We start from the raw sequence: 19,263 nt of genomic DNA on the forward strand, positions 1-19,263 counted from the left end.
CTCATTATTCTAATATTTTCGATTTTGAAAAAAGCCAGGGTAATAAATTGGGTTCAGCAAATGTTGAATCCCAACTGTTATGATTTGCGTTTCCATATAAATTAAAATTTGGCTTTCCTCCATAACTTAATAGGGCTTGTACCATTTGGATGGAATGTTCAGGGGTAACTACATCATCTTTGGCCCCATGAAAAATCCACATCGGTAATTTGGTCGCATAATTTTCTGCCAATTCTGGATTTCCCCCTCCGCAGATAGCAAAAGCAGCAGCAAAGACATTTGGTTTTCTTGATAAAAGCTCAAAGGTCCCCATCCCTCCCATGGAGAGGCCTCCAAGGTATATTTGATCTTTTTTAATGTAAGGTTTGGCTATGGTTTCTTCAAGTAATTTCATCACCAAATCCAAGGCCTTGGTTGGCGCAGCATCCTTTGGAAATGTTAATGTTAAAGGGTATGAACTCCTATCTACATTGGCATTGGCCCAATAATCATCTTTAGGACATTGTGGAAAAATCACAATTGCAGGAAAGGAGTCTCTATTCTTTTCAGAAGCAAATAAACTACTGCCATGTACTAATTGCGATTGATTGTCATTACCCCTCTCTCCAGCGCCATGTAAAAACAACACTAGCGGGTATTGCCTACTCTCCTTAAAATCCTTGGGAAACATTATTCGATACATTAACGTATCATTTGCATTAATGAAATTTTCCTTTTGATATAATTCCTTTTGTGCGTGTCCCATTCCATAAATCAATAGGATTGTTAGCACTAAATATTTCTTTATACTCACCATCTTTTAATATGTAAAACCTAAAATGTTTAATCCGTTTTGAACATCTTCATTTGCCATAAACAAGTCCCATAAAAGTCCTGTTCTGTAATTTTCAATCATCACAATTTGAGGGCCTTGATCAATAGCTAAATAGGCATTAGCGACCCAATAGTTGTAAGCAGGACTAAAGGCATCGTAAAAACCTGCAGGCCCCAAGAGTATATTTTCTTTACTGTAGAAGAAGTGCATCGCATTTAAGGACTCCTCTGGTGTGTAGGGAATGGAGCTTATCGCTGCTGTCGGGGAAATGACTCCCGTATCATTTTCTGGTTCATGGGCACTATATCCTATTGAACCATCACCATTTCTACTGTAACTAGCTGTTAAACCCCAACAATTAGGACCATAATCCGTGTAATTATTAGGATTATCGACACAATAAGAATAATTGATTAGGGTATGATTTCTATTTAAATCCCAATAATTGGCATATTGATCTGATAAATTTCTAGGATCCAATCCCAAATAAGAATAGTGAGCCCAAAACAAAGGCCCCGTTCCAGATCCAACATGATCTAAAACTAGAGGATACCCATATTGACTAGCACCTGATACAATGCTTCCATTATTTGCCCAACCTTGATGGTAAGCTTCCGCCGGAATAGGGAAATCCGGCGAAGCTGCACCTAAAATAAACGCTATTAATGTTTCATTATAACCCTTTAATTCCAAGTTAATGGCGAACTCATGGTTTGGACTCCAGTGCCAGAATAATTTATTTTGACCTTGGGTATACCAATCCCATTCCACGCCTTTCCAAAGCATATCTGCTTGATCGGCAAGAGCGATTTCATCTGCAGAACCTTCTTTAAAATACTCTTTGACACAAATCAAGCCTTGAACAAAGAATGCTGTTTCAACGATATCCCCTCCATCATCCAGATTACTGAAAGGTAAAGCAAATCCTGTTGGTCCATCAATCCAATGAGACCAGGCTCCATGAAATCTATCGGCACCTTCATAAAAGTTTAAAATTTGCTGAAGTCTAGCTACGCCTTCTGATCGTGTTATAAAACCACGCTCAATCCCCACCAATATGGCCATTAATCCAAATCCTGATCCTCCTGAAGTCACAACATTTTGATTTAGGGTAGGATTACTGGGGTGATATCTTTCTTTAGCCGCACCAGAATTAGGTTCGGCATAATCCCAAAAGTATTTAAAGGTTTCCTCTTGAACCAAGTCCATGATTTCATCATTGGTCAAAGGATTTTCTTCAGGGTCTGGGTTTGGGTTATAGGGGGGTTGATAACCTGGACCATCATCATTTCCACAAGAAACAACTAACAAAAAAAGTACAAGTACGGTTAAATAATTTCTGATCATATCAATATCTCTAAAAGGTAAATTCCAACTTTTTCAAACCATTTTGAACATCGTCATTTTTCATAAATAAATCCCACAACAATCCCGTTCTGTAATTCTCAATCATTACAGGAATGGGTCCTTGATCAATAGCTAGATAGCGAGGTAAATACCATTTATATTCTAAACTAAATGCATCATAGGGACCATATTTTCCTATCAAGGAATCTTCATTTTTATACATATACCTCAGCATGTTCATACTAGCCTCTGGAGTATAGGGAAATGAAGACAAAGCAGCTGTAGGAGAAATAACCCCTAAATCATTTCCTGGTCTATGTCCCGCATATCCTTTCATGGAATAACTGGAAGTCAAGCCCCACAGGCTATCACCATAACCTTTAAAATGTTTAGGATTTTCTTGGGCATATTCATGGTGGATAATGGCATGGTTTTGTACCAATTTCCAATAGTCTGCATACTGATCTTTTAAACCTTTAGGGTTCAACCCTAAATAGGAATAGTGCGCCCAAAATAACGGACCAACAGCGGCATCATCATGTTCAAAATAATCAAGTACCAAGGCTTTTCCATAAAGTGAATCATTGGAAACAATTTTTCCGTTCCTAGCCCATCCTTTTTCATAAACACTTTTGGAAATGGAATGCGTTGGTGAGGATGCAGCTAGAACATACATGATCAAGCATTCATTATACCCCCCAACTGGAAAGTTCATTTCCCACCCATAATTAGGAGACCAATGCCAGTAGAGTACATCTTTACCTCCCTGAGTATACCAATCCCACTCAACATCTCTCCACAATTCATTTATTCTGGCAACCAAAGCTTCTTCTCTTTCGTCACCTCCTTTAAAGTACTCCGAAACGGTTAGTAGCCCTTGTACTAAAAAAGCTGTTTCAACTAAATCTCCTCCATTGTCCTTTTTACCAAATGGGACAACCTTTCCTGTCTCTCCATTCAGCCAGTGTGGCCAGGCTCCATGAAATCGATCTGCTTTCTCGAGAAAATTAACAATTTGCTCATATCTTTCAAGGGCTTGCTGTCGAGTTATAAAGCCACGTTCCACCCCAACTAAAATGGCCATAAGGCCAAAACCACTTCCTCCAGTAGTTACTGTATTCTTTGGAGAAGTTGGATATTCATCATCCATATGTAATCTTTCCCTAGCCAAACCAGAATTTGGTTCTGCACCATCCCAGAAATAATCAAAGGTTTGTTTTTGAACAGTGTCTAATAATTGGTCATCAGTTAAATCAACCTGGTCGGCCTTTGATTCTGAAATTTTGTGGTCTGCTTTCTTACCTTCTGATTTACACCCCAACATAAATAAAACCAAGAAAAAGGAAAAGAAAAATATGGGATTTAAGCGTCTCATTTTAAATTCGATTTGATTTTAAGAAATTTAGCTGCATTTCGGTTTTAAGGAAATACAGCTAAAAATCAAATAAGGCTAATTCAAATAATTACAGTCACTTATGTGACAGTAAGTCTTTTATTAAAGCATACTTTGTATCTCCTCTTGAGATAATGCTCTATTAAACAATTTTAGTTCATCCATATAACTTAAATCAGAAAAATGATTCCATCCTATGAAATTGGGAGCCCCAGACATAATTGATAGAGAAGTACAATCAGTCCAATCAACACCTCCAAAAGACCCTTGTTTTACAACTTCTCCATTGATATAAACGACACATTCTGATCCTGAAATGGTAAAGGCAAGATGTATCCATTCATTAACTGTTGGATCTACATCTGCATCAGAACCCCCATCAAACCATACGCCACTACCACCGTTACCAGCATTCAGCTTGAATCGTTGCATGTCACCTGCTGCTTCTCTAAAGAAACAGAACCCTTTGGTCAAGTCATTGGCAGTGCCATCCATTGGTGGGCGTAAGGTTAAAATTCCTGCTCTGTTTGGATCATCGTTCAACTTATACCAGAATGCAGCACTAAATTCACCTCCCAATTCCAAATCTGCAGCTGGGAAGGTTAAATAAGAATCAGCAGCTCCTGCATAGGCGTCAATTCCCACTTGACTTTGACCTGCAAAACCTGGAGCACCTACAATACCTACCTCATCTTGGCTCAACAATTCCATGTAATTTCCTTCAAAAGGCATATAAAAGACTTCACCTTCAATAGTAGGTTCATATGGATTAGTGACATTTATAACATTCTGGATTTCTTCCTGAGAAAGTGTGGCATTAAAAAAGCGTAATTCATCCATAGGACTAGCATCTGAAGCGTGACCCCAATAATCAAAAGTTGGCCCCCCTGCTCCTATTACCATATCCACACAACCAGTCCAATCAACAGGACCTGTTGGAGTTCCAGTATTCATAGCAGCTCCATTAAAATAAACTACTGTTTCATCTGGGGAAACTGTAAACGCAATATTGATCCAATCTCCATTGTTTACACTGATTGATCCTCCATTATTCCAACTTTCTCCAGTTCCAACACCTACATTCAGTTTCACTGTTTGAGAACTGGAAGATCCTTCTCTAAATAAACGAAATCCTTGATTTCTATCGGCAGCGTCATCGCCTATCGTCAAGATACCTGCACGATCTGGACTAGAAACTACTTTGTACCAAAACATTCCGGTAAAATTGCTCCCTAACATATCTTCCATTGGAAAAGTCAGGTAAGAATCTGCAGCGCTTTGGAACGCGTTGTTCCCTAAAAATTTATCATCGGTCAAGGTAGGTGAACCTACTGTCCCAGCTTCTGAAACACTTACATATTCTCCAAAGTCAGCATCAAAAGGCATATAAAATACCTCATTGGCAAATAATGGTGTATAAACGGGTTTACTAATAGTAGCACTCACTTCCGTTTCATTTCCTTCCATATCGGTTGCAGTGACAGTAAGAATATGATTTCCAAAGTCTATACCTGATTGGTCAAAAGCGTCACTAAAAATTCTATAATCAGTAAATGAATCATATTGGTTGATTACCTCTCCATCTAGGGAAACCGTAATCACGTCAATCTCAATATCATCTTCTACCTTAAAATCCACTTCTATAGTGCTGTTCATTTCCAAGGCATCAATGGTCGTACCATCCGTAGGGCTATTCAATAGAATAACAGGCGCCCCCATGTCAGGTCCTGGATCCACAGCTGTGATGGGATCGATACCATCATAACAGGAATACATCAAGAACCCTGTGAATAAGGCCAAAGTATATTTTAAAATATTTTTCATATCAGTTTTCATTTATTAGTCAATTAATTATTAAGAGGTAAAGCATCCACTTGAGCTTGAGGATAAGGCAGTAATTCCTTATCTGCTGTAAAGTTTCTACCATCATAGCTTAATTCATCATACCAATTCAATCGAATCATATCAAAATAACGGACACCCCATTCCATAGCCAACTCAGCCAATTTTTCGTCCATGACCATTTGAGTGGTTACACCAGAAACACTACCTAATCCTGCTCTTGCTCTTACTAGATTCACAGCTTGATCTGCAGTCAAGGAATTACCACTAGCTCCATGAGTCAAAGCTTCGGCATACATCAACAAAATTTCAGCATATCTTACAATAATGTAATTTTTACCTGCACCGTAGTTGTTTCTACCTACTACAATTTGATTGGAAGGCATGTAATGTTTTCCACTGAAGAAATCAGCACGAACGGAATTATTGATCACATCTCCATCAGGGGTTGAATTTGAAACAAAAGAGGGTAAATTGGCATAGTTAGGGTCACTTTGAATCTCAGCAATTCCATCAGGAGTAAACAAAACACTGGTTTGAAGTCTTACAGTCTCACCTCTATCCAACATAAACTTGATATACTTCATACTTGGCTCATAGAATCCCCAACCGCCTTCAGCATTTGCTCTAGCAGGAGTGTAAGACGTTGGTCCAAAAGGTGCATATAAATGGTAGAAGGTGTCTCCTGTCGCATTCCCAAAATCAGAGAACTGAATTTCCCAAAGATTTTCGTCACTCACTTCACCATCTGTCTTAAACAGATTGTAAAAATCTGGATAAAGCATGAATTTGTTTGAGTTGATAATTTCACCAGTGACATTGGCCACCTCTTGATAATTCTCTAATTCTTGATAGGCCATTGCCTGTAAAGCCATTGCAGCATATTTAGTAATACCTCCATAAATATCTGTTCGTTCGTTAGGTCGTGCCTCCAATAGATGTGGTATTGCTTCATTCATTTGTGCAACAACATACTCCATCATGGCATCTTTGGATACAGTTCCATTAATGTACTCTGTATCCGGCTCTGTTGTATTAATAATGAAGACATCTCCCCAGTTCCTGGCTAAATTGAAGTGCAACCAAGCTCGCATGACTTTAATTTCTGCCAAATACTGGTCTGCTTCATCATAGTAACTAGGGTCTGCATAACTTCTATATAGATTTACCAACTCCATCGCCGTATTCAATTTCACTATATCGGAATAATGCAAAGCAAATAAAGAATTGTACATCCAATAATCTTTATTGTAAATAAATTGGTCTGTATCCCAGAATGGTTGTTGGTCTCCCAATCCTCCAGAGTTTACATCATCCCCACGCACAGATAATAAGAGTGGTTCCTCCCATCCTCTGGTACCAAAAATCTGATAGGCTCCCACAAGTGGATCAATCATATCTTCGGTATTTGTATAATCTAAATCATCGGCATTTAACTGCCCCTCTTGTTCATTAATCTTATCCGAACAGGATACCATTCCAAGGGACAAAAGAATGGCCCAAATGGTTTTGTTTATTAATTTTTCTATTCTTTTCATATCTCTTTTTTTATATTTTCACATTAATACCTACCGTATATACAGCTGGAATTGGATAGGTTTGTCTATCCACCCCGTTTGGAACTTCAGGATCAAATCCATTGTACTTAAAGAATGTAAATGGTCGATCAGCAGTTAATGTCAAACGAGTTTCTGGAAATTTACCATTAAGCAATTTAGTTCCCTTGATAGTGTAAGACAATTGAATATTTTGAATTCTGAAGAAGTCGCCATCTTCAATCCAAAAATCACTCAATTTTTGATTCCATGATTTTCTCAACCCTGCAGATGAAGGATATTCATTACTTGTACCTTCCCCATGCCATCTATTTTTTGCTAAATCAGCATCCATATTGGTATCATTGGTAAAAATGATTTCTCCTCTTTTACGGTTTAAGATTTTGTTTCCAGATTGGCCATAAAAACTAGCAGAGAATCCCCAGTTTTTATAATTGACTCCAATATTCCCACCATAGGTAAACTTAGGTAAGAAAGAGCCTAGAACTACTCTATCCTCATCAGTAATTTGTCCATCACCATTCTGGTCTCTATAAATTAAATCCCCTGGTTGGATATTTTGTCCTGCATCGATAGCTGCCTGAGCCGTAGGATCGGCATCAATTTGTGCTTGATTTTGATAAACTCCAATTCTTTCATAACCAAAGAAGGCTAAAATAGGCTCACCTTCCATGGTTCTTTGACGGAATTCAGCTGATCCAGAATCAATATACCCTCTTGAATCCTCAATGCTTATGGTCTCATTTTTCAAGGTTGTAAAATTGGCTCCAATACTATAACTGAAGTTTTCATTTACAGATTCATTCCAGTTTAAGACAATTTCCACACCTTGATTTCTAATTTGGCCGGAATTTCTTTGTAAAGTCACATTAGCAATTGGAATGTAAACAGGCATAATAGCATCATGAGTGTCTCTGATGTAATAATCTGCATCAATTGACAGCCTGTTATTTAAGGTTATCATGTTTAAACCAAAATTCTTTTCTTCAACAACTTCCCATGTATTATTTGTAAATGTACTTGTAGCTGTAACCCCAGATAATGGTTCGTTTCCAGCTGCAATAATTACTTCGCTAGTGGTATTGGCACCAGAACTTGGAGCCACATTATCATTACCTAATTTACCCCAAGCAGCTCTTAATTTTAAGAAATCGAAAATGCCATTATCTTGCATAAATCCTTCTTCTGAAATCACCCAACCGGCTCCAACCGATGGAAAATAACCCCAAGGATCTTGAGTAAATTTAGATGAACCATCTGCTCTAATGGTACCATACAACAGATACTTTCCTTTGTAGTTATAGGCTGCTCTCGCAAAATAGGACATCCCATAATATCTTCTTCCGTTCTCAGAAACGGTACGAGTTTCTGGATCTGGATCTGAGAAATCCAAATACCAAGAAGACTCCAATTGAATACCTCTGATATCACCTCCAGAACCTGATAAACTATTGTAAGCCTCATCTCTAAAAGAAGCTCCCCCTAACAAAGTAATGTTGTGATCTCCAAAATTATCTTCATAAGTAAGGGTATTATCCCAAATCTGATTGAAATAGGTATTGTCAGATCTAGAAATACTTGAGATTCGTTGATCTCCATAACCTATATTAAACGGAAGGCTCACGTTTCTTTGTTCAATAGCAGCTAAATTGGCGTTATATACCGTTTTAAAAGTTAATTTTTCAGGAATAATCTCAGTTTGCACATAAAAATTAGTCTGAACTTTTCTAATTTTCTGCCTGTTATTATTATATCTCAAATCTGGAAAAGGATTTTGAGAACCTCTATATCCAATTGCTCTTGCATTTGCATAAGGAGTTGGAGTAGCATCTGTATTTTGAAAATCATAAACAGGCAAAATTGGCACTGCAAAATACGCTTTGAACCAAGCAGAATTCTCTGGCAGGTATTTAGTGGCATTACTAAAAACCAAGTTAGAACCTATTTTAAATCGGTCTGATAAATCCACATCCACTTTAGTACGGATGTTGAATCTTTCATACTCGTTTTTCATATCTAAGATTCCTTCTTGTGAAAGATAATTGGCCCCAACTGAATAAGCCACATTCTCTCCTCCTCCACTAGCACTAATACTATGATTAGATATCAATCCCTCTCTCATTATCTCGTCATACCAATCGGTATTCACATTAGGAAGATTTGGGTTTACTCTACTTCGCCCAAAACGTTCCATAGCGTTCAATACAAATTGTACATCTGCTTCAGATCCCGATTCGTAGGCCATGGTCACAAATTGCTCAGCATTAGCCATTTGAACCACATTTTGAGCAAATTGAACTCCAGAGTAACCATCATATTCAAAAACTGGTTTTGAATTTTTTCTACCTGTTTTGGTAGTAATCAATACCACCCCATTGGCTGCTCGAACTCCATATATTGCTGAAGAAGAGGCATCCTTTAGGACATTAATTGATTCAATATCTTTTGAGTTTAAGAAATCGATGTTATCATAAAACATTCCATCTACTACATATAGTACATTAGTCCCAGACCCAAAAGTCCCAAGACCTCTAATCCTAACTGTAGGAGAATCCCCTGGAGTACCAGCGCTTACAATTTGTACCCCTGCCACTTTACCTTGCATGGACTGCATAACGTTGGCTGCAGGTGTTTTTTCAATTTCTTCAGCTTTAACAGTTGCTATTGACCCTGTTAAATCTGCTTTCTTTTGGGTTCCATACCCAACTACAACCACTTCATCTAATGCCGCTACATCCGTTTCCAAAACCACATCAATTGTAGAGCTACTCCCTACAGTGACCGATGCGCTTTTAAAACCTACAAAACTAAATTCAAGGACATCTCCCTGATTAGCTTTTAAAGTGTAGTTTCCATCAAAATCTGTACTTGTTCCTCGAGCTGTTCCGCTAATAATTACACTTACCCCTGGTAGAGGCATATTATCTTCATTGCCCGTCACGGTTCCACTCACTTGTATTTCTTGAGCAAAGCCGATTGAAGATATCATAAGCAACATTAAAATTAGCCTAAATCTTGTTTTCATACGTAGTTTGAATTTTGAAAATAATTAGTCGAATCTAAATTAAGATGTATTTGAAACTGAGTGAAATAATCAATTACATTTTAATTACGCCATTTTCCAAAAAAGTACCCAAAAGTGAAGCATGACGTACTTTAAATATACATAAAAATGCTTCTAACTCGTTACGAAAACGTTAGATGACGTATTTTTGACGTAGTAAAAACTACGATTTTAACATAAAAGCGAAGTGATTACTGAATATTCATCAAATAATCAGTCAAGGATTTGTCATTATCTAAATCAAGCTTCTTTTTAAGCCTGTATCTATGTGTTTCTACGCCCCTTACAGAAATGTTCATTAATGGCGCTATTTCTTTAGTAGTTAAATTCATCTTAATGTAGGCACAAATCTTGAGATCCTTTTGCGTAAGTACCGGATGCATCCTTTTCAATTCTTTAAAGAATTCTTCATGCACTTGATTGAAATTATATTCAAAAATTTCCCACTCATCATCATGACCAATGGATCCGTCAATACGCTTCACCAATTTTTTATACGCAAAGACATTACCAAATTCCTTTTTATTAGCGCCTAACTCCTTTTTAAGATCTTGCAGGGTTTCATTTTTCTTGACCAAGGCCATTGCCGTATTTGCTAATTGTTTGCTTTTCAATTTAACTTCATTCTTCAATGTTTGATTTTTTAACTCTACCAAGTTCTTTTCATTTTCTAAGGCCTTCTCCTTTAACAGCTGCTCTTGTTCCAATTCAAACTTTTCCTGCATTAATCTCTGTTCTTTCGAGACTTTTCGACGATGGAAAAAAATGATAAACCCAATTATGACTAAAATGAGAATGACGTACAATCCAAACCCTATAGAGCTCTTATACCAAGGAGGAAGTATCACAAAGGAGACTTCAATAGGTTCCGATTCATCTCCAAAACTATTTACCGCTTTCACAAGAACGGTATGCTTCCCATCTGGTAAACTTGAAAACTCCAAAAGCTGATTTTCCAATTCGTACCATTGATTTTCATCATTGTTTACCCATTTATAAGCGAAGAAATAATCCTTTGAACGTGGAGAGGTAAATGCCAACGAGATATTAGATTTAAACGGAAAATCAAAATCCCCCTTATCAACATCAACTAGTTCTCTGTTGACGCTAAGTGTTTCTAATTGTGGTTTTTCAACATCATGATTGGCACTAAATTGTTGCTCATTTATCATTAAAAATCCATCATTCAAATTAAGAGCGGAAATGGAGTCATTTATTTTTGAAATTTTCTCATAGCCTACAATTAATCGATTCCTCAAAAAAGAACTGGTAATAGAAAGTTGATTTGCCTCTCCTAAAATAGATTTAAAATGAATGACATCCCTTCCATCTTTGATAACCAAATCCTCTTGATCATCCTCAGAAATTATATAAGCATCTTGACCCAATTTATCCTCCAAAACCTTATAGGGAACAATAGAATCTAACAAAGGTTCATACTTCTGCCAACCACGATTGGTCTTAAAGAAGATATCATTTTTAATCCTATAGATCCTAACATTGTAATCAGAGAGTAATCCTTTCTTACTATAATCCGTTATATTTTCTATGGTATCAAAAGCACTATCAAATTGGACCTTATATAATCCTTTATAGGCATGAGCGACCCAAGCACTATTTGAATTTTCAAAGACAAGAAACCTCGTAGGAATCGTGGTCCTTCCTAAATGTTTCACACTCCATTTTTCATCACCAAGTCTCCTATATCGGACTAGACCCGTGTAAGTACCTTGTATATATAAATCATTTTTTTCAGGTACCTTTTTAATTACCCACCCCCCAGTATGATTTGATAAGGGAATAATAGTCTTATTGTCTACTAAAAAAGTCCCATTATTATGACCACAAAATAGTTGACCTTCAATTTCTACAAGATCCCAAACTTGACCTTGGGAATCTTCAATAAATACCAATTCCCCTTTCTCATCTAAATAAAATAACCCTGTATTACTACCTACATATATTACACCCTCATGCTCAATGACATCGTATACAGCACCAAGTTTTCCAGTTATATCCTTATAAAAATAAGCATTGGCATTAAGTTCAACATAGGACAATCCATTATCCAACCCACACCACAAACCAAAGCTACCATCATAATCCAAGCTTAAAACGGTATTATTAATAAACCCATTTTCTTTATTAATATGAAAAAGCACGTTTCCCCTATCGTCGGTTATATAAAGGCCATTTTTTATTGTACCAAAAATCATTTGACCGTTGGTATCTTCAGTAAATACATTTAACTGATGTTGCTCCAATAAATCATTGATTTCTGAATTCCATGGTTTAAGAACTCCGTTGGAATAAATGAAACAACCTTTGAGTCCAGTAAATAGATATAATGAAGCCCCTTTCTTTAAAATGGAAATCACTTTGGTATCAACCAACAAAGGGTCAAAAATTTCAGGCACCAGAACATTATTATCCAATATAAAAACGCCTCTTTTTAACGTTGAAACATAAACTTGACCCTCCACAATATCCATTGATATTAGAGTGGAACTAGCATTTTTCTTATCAACCTTAATTAATTCACCATCTTTATAGATATATATGTTGGTAAAGGATTGAAATAGCACCTGACCATTAATCGACAAAATCTTCCAAAATTCCTGATCTTTATAAGTTTCCTCTTCCAAGGAAGAACTTAAGGAAGTATAGGCCAACACTCCAAATTCATTCTTTTCCCAATAACCAAATTCCTCATACGATCCAGTGAAAATTTTACCATCAGCAACATGAACAGACCTTATAATGGTTTTATTGGGCATCTCATAAAATTTCCAAACCATTCCATCAAACTCCAACAACCCTTCATTATTTGCTACATAAAGTTTACCACTATTCCCTTTTGCAACCCCCCAATTTTGATTACCAGCACGATAATCTGAAATAGAATAGTTTTTAAAGTAAGGCGTATACTGAGCATGAGAAAAAATGGAAACCAAAAACAAACTAAAAGTAACCAGACACAATCTAAAGTTCATTTTATAATTTGATGTCAATGCTAACATTTTACAAGGATATTATTAAAGAATGGAATGAATTTATATATATGTTCAATTTAAAAAAAATCAATTGAAAATTCTTCGTAAAACTAATAATCCTCTCCCTTATAAACCCCTTATTCTCTCTTGTTTGTTCAAATAATTATTTAATTTTGCACATCAAATTTTTTTCAATGTTTAGAAGTCATAATTGTGGTGAATTAAGAGCATCACATATTAATACAGAAGTGACCCTATCTGGATGGGTCCAAAAAGTCAGAGACAAAGGATTTATGGTTTGGGTAGATTTAAGAGACCGCTATGGCATCACCCAATTGATTCTTGACGAAGAACGAACTCCTGAATCCATTATGGAAAAGGCTCAAAAATTGGGTAGGGAATTTGTTATCCAAGTAACGGGGACCGTTATCGAACGAAGCTCAAAAAATCCAAATCTGGCTACTGGTGACATTGAAATTTTAGTTAAAGAATTAACCATATTAAATCAAGCAAATCTTCCTCCATTTACTATTGAGGATGAAACGGATGGTGGTGAGGAATTACGAATGAAATATCGTTATTTAGATATTCGTAGAAATCCCGTCAAGAATAGCTTGATTTTTAGACATAAAGTATCACAGGAAGTTAGAAATTATCTTTCTAAAGAAGGTTTTATTGAAGTTGAAACGCCATATCTTATTAAATCTACTCCAGAAGGCGCCAGAGACTTTGTTGTTCCGTCAAGAATGAATCCTGGTGAGTTTTATGCTCTACCTCAATCACCACAAACCTTCAAACAATTGTTAATGGTTGGTGGCATGGACAAGTACTTTCAAATTGTAAAGTGCTTTAGAGATGAAGACCTTCGAGCCGATAGACAGCCAGAATTCACTCAAATAGACTGTGAAATGGCTTTTGTGGAGCAAGAAGACATTTTAGATGCTTTTGAAGGTTTGACTAGACACCTACTTAAGGAAATTAATGGTATAGAAATAAATAAGTTCCCAAGAATGACTTATGACGAAGCCATGAAAAAATATGGGAACGACAAACCAGATATTCGATTTGGAATGGAGTTTGGAGAGCTGAATGAAGTTTCCCAGCACAAAGATTTCAATGTTTTTAACCAAGCTGAATTGGTCGTTGGGATTGCAGTTCCAAATGGCAATAGCTATACCCGCAAGGAAATCGATAAACTTATCGACTGGGTAAAACGACCACAGATTGGAGCCCTAGGAATGGTTTACTGCCGTTACAATGAAGACAGGACTTTTAAATCGTCAGTCGATAAATTTTACGATGAAACAGATTTCGAGCAATGGGCTCAATTAACGGGAGCCAAACCAGGCGACCTAATCTGTATTCTATCTGGTGACAAAAATAAAGTAAGAGCGCAAATGAGTGCCCTAAGAATGGAATTAGCAGAACAACTTGGATTAAGGAATCCAAAGGAATTTGCTCCATTGTGGGTTGTTGATTTTCCGCTATTGGAATGGGATGAAGAAACCGAAAGATTCCATGCAATGCACCACCCATTTACATCTCCAAAACCAGGACAATTGGAATTATTGAAGACAAAACCTGGAGAGGTAAAGGCCAATGCCTACGACCTCGTTTTAAATGGAAACGAAATAGGAGGAGGATCCATCAGAATCCATGATAAGAAAACACAGTCCCTAATGTTTGATTATCTGGGATTCACTGAAGAAGAAGCCAAGGCTCAATTTGGCTTTTTAATGAATGCTTTTGAATATGGCGCACCACCTCATGGAGGTTTAGCTTTTGGATTAGACAGATTAGTTGCTATCTTAGGGGGACAGGAAACAATTAGAGACTTTATCGCATTCCCTAAAAACAATGCCGGTAGAGACGTAATGATTGATGCTCCTGCTCCTATTGACAATATGCAACTAGAGGAACTAAGTCTAAAAGTTAAACATCATGAAAAATAAGGTACATAAAAAACTAAATGAGCTAGAATCAACAGCCATTTGTGGAAACGATATTAGCTCATCTGTTTTATATGTATCTGCTTTAGCCATTGCTTATGCTGGACAATATGCATGGATTACCTTGCTTATTGTTTCGTTGGTCCTATTTTTATTCCGCCGAATATATGGTGAAGTCGTTGGAGCTCTTCCTTTAAACGGAGGTGCCTACAATGCCCTTTTGAACACCACTAGCAAATTCATGGCATCTTTTGCAGCAACGCTCACCATACTTTCATATATGGCTACAGCCGTTATTTCTGCAAACGAAGCCATACACTATTTGCATCATTTGGTTCCCGCAATGCCCATTATACTATCAACTGTGGGTTTGTTGGGAGTCTTTGCATTATTAACTATTGGTGGAATTACAGAATCTTCCAAGGTTGCTATTGGCATCTTTCTTTTTCATTTGATTTCTTTACTGATTCTGACAGGTTTTATAGCTTTCTATTTATTTCAAAATGGCATTTCCGTATTTTTTGAAAATTGGAATTTTGAATTAGCAGGAGGCAGTATTTGGATTGCTATTTTCCTTGGATTTTCTGCATCCATGTTGGGTGTTTCGGGGTTTGAAAGTTCTGCAAACTTTGTTGAAGAACAACAAAAAGGAGTCTTTCCTAAAACTTTAAGAAACATGTGGGGTATTGTTAGCATTATCAATCCTCTTATGGCTTTGTTTGCCTTAGCATTGTTTACAATCCCCGTCTTGAGAGGTGATGATTATCAAAATACTTTATTAGTTGAAATGGCTAATTTAGTTGGAGGAAATTGGGTCGCCATTCTCATTTCTATTGATGCCTTTTTAGTTTTGAGCGGAGCTGTTCTTACAAGTTTTGTGGGTGTTTCTGGATTGTTAGAGCGTATGACCCTGGACAGAATCATGCCTCAGTTCTTCCTCAAAAAGAATAAAAAAGGAAGTTCTTACCGAATCATTATTATGTTCTTTCTACTTACCGTTTCGGTTTTAATGATAACCCAAGGCGAGGTAAGTCTTTTAGCCGGTGTTTACACCATTTCCTTTTTATCCGTTATGGCCTTGTTCGGGATTGGAAATATTTTATTAAAGGTTAAAAGAGAATCCCTTCCTAGGCCAGAGAAGGCTCGATGGCCGGCGGTATTCATTGCCATTTTAGGTGTTCTAATAGCCTTACTTGGAAACATTTTAATGAATCCCAAGGAAGGAAATCCAAGCAACGTAAACGTATTTTTAAGCTATTTTATACCCTTCATGATATTCATCATCTTCATGTTGAATAGAACCTTAGTTTTAAAATTGCTACTTAAATTTATACACTACATGTTTGACCCAATTAGAAGAGGCGTCTACAAAATGGATAGAAATATTCTCAACTTCATAGACAAAATAAACCAACAGGAATTTATCTTTTTTACCAGAGGGGACAATATTGCCGCTTTAAACAAAGTCATGCTTTACATTACAAAAAATGAGCACACCCGAAAAATCAAAATTGTTCATGTAGTGAAACCGGGACATCAAGTTCCAGAAAACTTGGCCGTTGAAATTGACTTTTTAGATAGGGAATATCCTAAAATCAAATTGGAACTAATCATTGAAGAAGGAGAATTTAACCCCGAACTCATTCAAGAATTATCAAAGCGCTGGAAAATCCCAGTCAACTTTATGTTTATTGGTTCTCCTGGAGACAAATTCAGTTATAAGGTTGAAGAATTAGGAGGCGTAAGACTAGTGATTTAAATATGGCACAATTCTTTAAAAAAACCTTGACAACCTTTTTGTTTTGGAGAATCAAGCATATCTCTAACAAACAGTTCATATACCTTTTAAGCATGCTGGTGGGGTTTACCTCAGGAGTAGGTGCCGTCTTATTGAAGAACTTCACCCACTTTATACAACATATATTAGAAAGTAATATCATTCAATATTACCATCATGCCTTTTATTTCTTGTTTCCAATCATTGGGTTCGCATTGGTTTACCTTATCATAACTTACGTGATTAGAAATCGGGTAAGTCATGGTATTCCTTCAACCCTTTATGCTATTGCAAAGAGAAAAGGTATTATGAAGCAATACCAAATGTTTGGCTCCCTTCTTACAGCTCCAATAACAGTAGGGTTTGGTGGATCGGTGGGATTAGAAGGACCAACTGTTGCCACTGGAGCAGCTATTAGCTCCAACATTTCCAGATTATTTCACATGAATCAAAATGCCAGGAATTTGCTAATTGGTTGTGCCGCAGCTGGAGCACTTTCTTCTATTTTCAAAGCCCCTATTGCTGCCATCATATTTGCGATTGAAGTTTTTAGTCTTGATTTAACCATTACCTCCTTACTTCCATTACTATTAGCATCCTTGTCAGCCATTTTAACGTCCTATTTCTTTTTTGGCAATGATGTTTTGTTACCGTTTAGAATTACTGAAAACTTTGATTTGAAAGACATCCCCTTTTTCCTAATCTTAGGTATCATAAGCGCTTTGGTTTCCATGTATTTTACAGAAGTATATGACCGAATACAGAAGCTCTTTGATCAGATTAACTCTAATGTTATGAGGCTCATCATTGGGGGTGTGATTATTGGAGTATTAGTCTACTTCATTCCGCCGCTTTATGGTGAAGGTTTTGACGTGATGAACAATTTAATTGCTGGTGATCCAGAAAAAGCACTTCAAAACAATTTTTTAGGCTTGGACCTGACTGAATTTTGGGTTGTTATTTTCCTAATGGCTGGATTGGTTATGTTTAAAATTATTGCTTCAGCAGTAACCTTTGGAGCTGGAGGTGTTGGTGGAATTTTTGCACCTACCCTATTTATGGGAAGTATTATGGGAAATTGCATAGCGCGTATTATAAACAAATTTGAGATTTTCGGATTACAAGTATCAGAAACCAATTTCACATTGGTAGGAATGGCAGGATTGATGGCTGGTGTCCTACACGCTCCACTTACCGCTATATTCTTAATTGCTGAAGTCACTGGAGGATATGAGTTATTCATCCCCTTGATGCTTACTTCAACGATTTCTTTTGCCTTGACCAAATACTTCTATCCACATTCTGTTTACACCATGGAATTAGGCAGAAAAGGAGAGTTAATAACTCACGACAAGGATCACGCAGTATTGAGTTTGATGGACATTGATAAAGTAGTAGAAACAAACTTTATCCCAGTTACGGGCGACATGACCTTAGGACAAATAGTTCACGAAGCTGTTATTAAATCTAACCGTAATATTTTCCCTGTGATTCACAGGGACACCAAAAAATTAAAAGGCATCATCCTGTTGGATGACATACGCCCAATCATGTTTGATCGATCACTTTATGAAGAAGTGATTGCTAAGGACATCATGCAGATTCCTCCAGAAGTTATTGACCTTAACAAAGACAAGATGATTTCCATTATGAAAAAGTTTCAAGACAGTAATGCATGGAATCTCCCTGTCACAAAAGATGGCGAATACATTGGCTTTATTTCCAAGTCGAAATTACTTACTGTTTACCGAAGAAAACTAATTGATATTACCCACTAAATGAAACCCATTAAAATCATCACTTTTATCTTTTTTGTAGCCTCCTTGACAAGCATTCTATGTGGCTTTATACTAGATGTGGATTATTCCCAAAAATTAATTGGATTTGGATGCCTTGGGTTGTTTTTTATTGTCTTTCCACTATTCTCTTATTACAGATGGAAGGACAAGAATATGAAAGACTATATGCTCACTAAAGAAAATATTGACAAAATGCGGGAATCACAAAGAAGAAATAAACACTAATTCAAATTTCTTTTTTCTATAAAAAACCGCTTCATCAATTTTGCCGCTTCATCAGCCAGAATACCTCCTTCCATTTTGGTTTTAGGATGTAATTTCGTTTTTAGATTGATACACCCTCTTTCTTCATCTCGAGCACCAAAGATAATGTGACCTATTTGGCTCCAATAAAGTGCTCCTGCACACATTTGACATGGCTCTAGGGTCACATATAATGTACAATTGTGAAGATATTTACCTCCAAGGAAATTTGACGCCGATGTGATAGCCTGCATTTCTGCATGGGCAGTCACGTCATTTAATAACTCTGTTAAATTGTGGGCTCTAGCAATAATTCTATTCTCTATTACAATAACCGCTCCCACAGGTATTTCACCTTTTTCAAAGGCGACTTCAGCTTCTTGAAGTGCTTTCTTCATGAAATATTGATGATCAAACAAACCCTCCATAAGATAAAAATAAAAAAAGGCAGCTAAGAATAAGCTGCCTTTTTTATAAATCTCAAGT

12 protein-coding genes are annotated in these 19,263 nt (G+C 36.7%); 4 read left to right on the forward strand and 8 right to left on the reverse strand.

The window, feature by feature from the left end; all coding sequences use genetic code 11:
• Positions 1 to 4: 4 nt before the first annotated feature.
• The 7 genes from ZA07_RS04475 to ZA07_RS04505 form a co-directional block, all read right to left on the reverse strand.
• Positions 5 to 772: a dienelactone hydrolase family protein gene (locus ZA07_RS04475; RefSeq protein WP_369793491.1), complete on the reverse strand. Its 768-nt coding sequence runs from the start codon at positions 770 to 772 to the stop codon at positions 5 to 7.
• 27 nt (positions 773 to 799) lie between these two features.
• Complete coding sequence (locus tag ZA07_RS04480; protein WP_053970538.1) at positions 800 to 2,161, reverse strand: glucoamylase family protein; 1,362 nt, start codon at positions 2,159 to 2,161, stop codon at positions 800 to 802.
• 10 nt (positions 2,162 to 2,171) lie between these two features.
• The gene (locus ZA07_RS04485) at positions 2,172 to 3,536 is read right to left on the reverse strand and encodes a glucoamylase family protein (protein ID WP_053970539.1); all 1,365 of its coding nucleotides are present in this window, start codon (positions 3,534 to 3,536) and stop codon (positions 2,172 to 2,174) included.
• Positions 3,537 to 3,656: 120 nt separating this feature from the next.
• Complete coding sequence (locus ZA07_RS04490; RefSeq protein ID WP_082316580.1) at positions 3,657 to 5,378, reverse strand: LamG domain-containing protein; 1,722 nt, start codon at positions 5,376 to 5,378, stop codon at positions 3,657 to 3,659.
• 23 nt (positions 5,379 to 5,401) lie between these two features.
• The gene (locus ZA07_RS04495; protein WP_053970541.1) at positions 5,402 to 6,934 is read right to left on the reverse strand and encodes a RagB/SusD family nutrient uptake outer membrane protein; all 1,533 of its coding nucleotides are present in this window, start codon (positions 6,932 to 6,934) and stop codon (positions 5,402 to 5,404) included.
• 10 nt (positions 6,935 to 6,944) lie between these two features.
• Entirely contained in the window at positions 6,945 to 9,941 is a 2,997-nt protein-coding gene (locus ZA07_RS04500) for a TonB-dependent receptor (RefSeq protein WP_231628629.1), read from the reverse strand.
• A 266-nt stretch (positions 9,942 to 10,207) separates the two neighbouring features.
• Positions 10,208 to 13,009, reverse strand: coding sequence for a LuxR C-terminal-related transcriptional regulator (locus tag ZA07_RS04505; protein ID WP_157492062.1), 2,802 nt, complete (start codon positions 13,007 to 13,009; stop codon positions 10,208 to 10,210).
• A gap of 194 nt (positions 13,010 to 13,203) precedes the next feature.
• On the opposite strand from ZA07_RS04505, the gene aspS reads away from it, so the two are divergent.
• The 4 genes from aspS to ZA07_RS04525 are packed head-to-tail and all read left to right on the forward strand — an operon-like array spanning position 13,204 to position 18,759.
• Positions 13,204 to 14,961, forward strand: coding sequence for an aspartate--tRNA ligase (aspS, locus tag ZA07_RS04510; protein WP_053970544.1), 1,758 nt, complete (start codon positions 13,204 to 13,206; stop codon positions 14,959 to 14,961).
• Entirely contained in the window at positions 14,951 to 16,717 is a 1,767-nt protein-coding gene (locus tag ZA07_RS04515) for an APC family permease (RefSeq protein WP_053970545.1), read from the forward strand. Before aspS ends, ZA07_RS04515 begins: the two co-directional genes overlap by 11 nt.
• A 2-nt stretch (positions 16,718 to 16,719) precedes the next feature.
• The gene (locus ZA07_RS04520) at positions 16,720 to 18,513 is read left to right on the forward strand and encodes a chloride channel protein (protein ID WP_053970546.1); all 1,794 of its coding nucleotides are present in this window, start codon (positions 16,720 to 16,722) and stop codon (positions 18,511 to 18,513) included.
• A complete protein-coding gene (locus ZA07_RS04525) occupies positions 18,514 to 18,759 on the forward strand; it encodes a hypothetical protein (protein ID WP_082316514.1) in 246 nt (81 codons plus the stop codon). It begins immediately after the preceding gene.
• Here the strand turns inward: ZA07_RS04525 and ZA07_RS04530 are convergent.
• Entirely contained in the window at positions 18,756 to 19,205 is a 450-nt protein-coding gene (locus ZA07_RS04530) for a nucleoside deaminase (RefSeq protein WP_053970547.1), read from the reverse strand. The two genes, ZA07_RS04525 and ZA07_RS04530, sit on opposite strands and share 4 nt — an antisense overlap.
• Between the last annotated feature and the right edge of the window lie 58 nt (positions 19,206 to 19,263).

Source organism: Mangrovimonas sp. ST2L15 (assembly GCF_001280515.1).
GTDB lineage: Bacteria > Bacteroidota > Bacteroidia > Flavobacteriales > Flavobacteriaceae > Mangrovimonas > Mangrovimonas futianensis.